At 73.5% G+C, this 3,799-nt stretch carries 3 protein-coding genes and 1 pseudogene; 1 reads left to right on the top strand and 3 read right to left on the bottom strand.

Translation table 11 applies throughout. From position 1 onward, the window contains the following. The 3 genes from L0B03_RS15105 to L0B03_RS15095 all read right to left on the bottom strand — a co-directional run. Positions 1–1,032, bottom strand: a 1,032-nt coding sequence (locus L0B03_RS15105) for an NADH:flavin oxidoreductase/NADH oxidase (RefSeq protein WP_250447278.1), incomplete at its 3' end; no start/stop codon positions are given. Positions 1,033–1,109: 77 nt separating this feature from the next. Then, positions 1,110–1,283 (bottom strand): hypothetical protein, encoded by a 174-nt coding sequence (locus L0B03_RS15100; protein WP_250447276.1) that lies wholly within the window; start codon positions 1,281–1,283, stop codon positions 1,110–1,112. A 1-nt stretch (position 1,284) separates the two neighbouring features. Beyond that, on the bottom strand, positions 1,285–2,676 hold the full coding sequence (locus L0B03_RS15095) for an OFA family MFS transporter (RefSeq protein ID WP_250447273.1): 1,392 nt from the start codon (positions 2,674–2,676) through the stop codon (positions 1,285–1,287). A gap of 199 nt (positions 2,677–2,875) precedes the next feature. On the opposite strand from L0B03_RS15095, the pseudogene L0B03_RS15090 reads away from it, so the two are divergent. Beyond that, a pseudogene (locus L0B03_RS15090) lies at positions 2,876–3,799 on the top strand (hypothetical protein); the annotation flags it as partial.

Genomic DNA, 3,799 nt, shown 5'->3' with positions numbered 1-3,799 from the left:
GAGCGAGGCCGGCAGCCCGAGCTCGTGCGCCGCGCGCAGGGCCCACATCGGGTCCCGCAGGGCCGGCCGGCCGATCATGACCGCGTCGGCCGCGCCGTCGACCAGCACCTGCTCGGCCTGGGGGCCGGAGGTCAGCAGGCCTACGGCCGAGACCGGCAGCCCGGAGGCCTCGAGCACGGACCGCGCCAGGGGCACCTGGTAGCCGGGGCCCACGGGGATGGGCGCCAGGACGTTCCCCCCGCTCGAGACGTCGATGAGGTCCACGCCGAGCGGCACGAGCCACGACGCGATCGTCCCGACCTCCTCGAGGGTGAGCCCGCCCTCGGTCCAGTCGGTGCCCGAGACGCGGACCATGAGGGGCTTGTGCTCGGGCCACACCGCGCGCACCGCGGCGACCACCTCGAGCAGCAGCCGGGCACGGTTCTCGAGCGGACCGCCGTAGGAGTCCGTGCGCTGGTTCGACAGGGGCGAGAGGAACTGGTGCAGCAGGTACCCGTGCGCGGCGTGCACCTCGACGACGTCGAGCCCCGCAGCCTCGGCCCGGAGGGCGGCGGCCGCGAAAGCCTCGACCACCTGGGCCAGCCCGCCCTCGCTCAGCTCCCCCGGAGCGGCGTAGCCCTCGAAGGGGATCTCCGAGGGACCGACCGTCGCCCAGCCGCCGTCCTCAGCGGGCACCGTGCCCTGGGTCGGGGCCCAGGGCCGGTACGTCGAGGCCTTGCGCCCCGCGTGGGCCAGCTGGACGCCCAGCAGGCTGCCGTGGGCGTGCACGACCCCCGCGAGCCTCGTCCAGCCCGCGACGTGCGCCTCGGACCAGATGCCGAGGTCCTCGGGGCTGATCCGGCCCTCGGGCACCACGGCCGCGGCCTCGCTGAGCACCAGGCCGAACCCGCCAGCCGCCCGCGCGCCCAGGTGCACCAGGTGCCAGTCCCCCACCATGCCGTCGACCGAGGAGTACTGGCACATGGGGGCGAGCCACACCCGGTTGCGGATGGTGGTGCCGCGCAGGGTGAGCGGGGAGAAGAGGTGCGTCATGGCGTCCGAAGGTACCGGGCATGACGGAGGCCGCGTCGCCATGCCCGACGCGGCCTCGATCAGTCAGACGACCAGGCTCAGCCGAACAACGCCGAAGCCTTGATGACCGTCTGCAGCACCCCGTAGCCCAGGAGGGTGCCGACCACGCCCCACAGGGCCACGGCCATCACCCTGATGGTCGCCCCGGCCGGGGCTGCGGGGGGAGCGTCCGACGGGGTGGAGCTCGGGACGGACTCGGTCACGGCAGCCATGTCAGCTCTCCTTCGTGCCGGCCGCGGCCAGCGCGGGCTCGGTGGTGGTGATCGGGGCGGCGTCGGCCGGCCCGGTCGGGGTGGTCGCAGGCTCGTGGTGCCGCTCGTGGACGGGGCGCACCAGCATGTTGGCGATGAACCCGACGGCCAGGACGCAGGTCATGACGACCAGCGAGGGCAGGTAGAGCGCGGCCCCCTCGACCCCCTGCGCGGCCCTCGCGTCGGCGATGCCGTTGACGATCAGCGGTCCGGCGACCCCGGCGGCCGACCACGCGGTCAGCAGACGCCCGTGGATGGCGCCGACCTCGAGGGTGCCGAAGAGGTCCTTGAGGTAGGCCGGGATGGTCGCGAACCCACCGCCGTAGAAGCTGACGATGAAGAAGGTGACGACCACGAACAAGGCGATCGAGGTGCCGCTGAACGCCGCGAGCACCGCGTAGAGGGCCGCCCCGACGCCGAGGTACATCACGTAGATGCGCTTGCGCCCCAGCACGTCGGAGGTCGAGGACCACACGAAACGGCCCGCCATGTTGGCCAGCGAGAGCAGCCCGACGTACCCGGCCGCCGTCGCGGGGGTCACGGAGGTGAAGAAGTCCTGGATCATCGGGGAGGCCTGCTCGAGGATGCCGATGCCTGCCGTGACGTTGGTGAAGAGCACGATCCACAGCAGGTAGAACTGCGGGGTGCGCACCGCGCTGCGGGCCCGCACGTCGGCGTGGGTCTGCATCGCGTTCTTCTTGGGGCTCGGGGTCCAGCCCGCAGGCTTCCAGCCCGGGGCCGGGACGCGGATCACCACGGCCCCCAGGGTCATGAGCACCGCGTAGATGGCCGCGAGGGTGAGCAGCGTCGGCACGATGGCCTCGGCCGGGGTCGCGGCATAGGTGTCGAGCAGGCGAGCGGTCAGCGGGGAGGCGACCATCGCGCCACCGCCGAAGCCCATGATCGCCAGGCCGGTCGCGAGGCCCGGGCGGTCGGGGAACCACTTGATCAGCGTCGACACCGGTGAGATGTACCCGATGCCCAGACCGATGCCGCCGAGGAACCCGTATCCCAGGTACACGATCCACAGCTGCTCGAGCTGCACGCCCAGGGCCGCGACGCAGAACCCCGAGACCCAGAAGACCGCCGAGAGGGCCATGGCCTTGCGGGGCCCGTTGCGCTCCATCCAGGTGCCACCGAAGGCGGCGGAGAGGCCCAGCATGACGATCGCGATCGAGAAGATGATCGCGACCGAGGTGTGCGAGGCGTCGAAACGCTCGAGCAGCGGGTTCTTGAACACGCTGAAGGCGTAGACCTGCCCGATGGACAGGTGCACGGCGAGGGCGGCCGGCGGCACGAGCCACCGGTTGTAGCCGGCAGGCGCGATGGTGCGGCTGCGGTCGAGCAGGTTCATCAGGGTCCTCCCAGGTGCGGGCCCATGTGTGGCCGTCGTCACCATGGTTCCGGCTGCTCGCACCCAGGACGGGGGACCTTCGTCACGAGATCCACGGCACTGCCCGGGAGATCTCCCGCGAGCGGGGCGGGAGGGTCGGCGCTACCTTGTGGCGCAGGCACCCGACCGTGCCGCGCGGCCGAGCCGACAGGAGTCGACCATGAGCACCCCCACCCCCCACCACCCGAACGACGAGCCCGGGCGGGACCCCGAGACCACCCCGGCCGGAGAGCCCGCCACGACGGCCGATCCCTCGACGGGCACGTCCACGACCGGCGCCCCGACCACCGAGGGGCCCACCACGGGGGAGCAGACGACGACGGGCCAGCACGCCGCCCCGCGGCCCTACCCGCCCTCGGCTCCGGTCACCCCCGCCCCGCGCTCCGAGGAGCACGCGACGGAGGGGCCGACGTCGGCCCCGCACGATGGCACCGCCGTCCTGCCCGCCCAGGGTGCCGCGCCCGAGAGCCCCCAGGCACCGGCACCGTCGCCCGAGGAGCCTCCCGCCCCCCAGGGCCCCGCAACTCCCCCGCTCCAGACGGCCTCGTCGTCGGACGCGACCCACGAGACCCGTCGCAGCGCCGCCGCGGCCGAGCGACGTGAGATCGAGGCCCCCAAGAAGCCCGGCTTCGGCCGGCACCTGCTGGGCGTGCTGCTGGGCCTGGTCCTGACCCCCGTCGCCCTGCTGCTCGTGGGGATCGGCACCGCACGCCTGGCCGACGTCGCCGGGACCTCGTCAGCCGGCACCGACGCCCTCGGCCTGACCCTGCTGATCATCGGCGTGCTGCTGCTCGCGGTCATCGTCCTGCTGGGCACGTGGTCCCCGGCGGTCCCGCTGACCGGCGGCCTGGTCTGGGGCCTCGCGCTGGGCATCGCCTACCTCGTCGTCCCCGGGATCATGGACGACGCCGTGACCGCGATGACCGGCACCCGGGTGCTGCCGGCCGCCGTCGAGCAGCTGACCACCACGGCCATGAGCGGGCAGCTGCTCGTCACCGGAACCCTGCTGGTGGCTGCCGGGATCGCCGCCGGGCGCGCCCGTCGGATCGGTCGACGCTGGGCCGAGGGCGTGGCCGCCGCGGAG

The organism is Actinotalea sp. C106 (assembly GCF_023630195.1).
Lineage (GTDB): Bacteria > Actinomycetota > Actinomycetes > Actinomycetales > Cellulomonadaceae > Actinotalea.
Note: the sequence above shows the minus strand (reverse complement) of the source record. Positions and strands in the feature narration are given on the sequence as shown.

Excerpts from the sequence above, each read along its gene's own strand:
- L0B03_RS15100 (WP_250447276.1), bottom strand. The coding sequence starts at position 1,283 with ATGGCTGCCGTGACCGAGTCCGTCCCGAGCTCCACCCCGTCGGACGCT.
- L0B03_RS15095 (WP_250447273.1), bottom strand. The coding sequence starts at position 2,676 with ATGAACCTGCTCGACCGCAGCCGCACCATCGCGCCTGCCGGCTACAAC.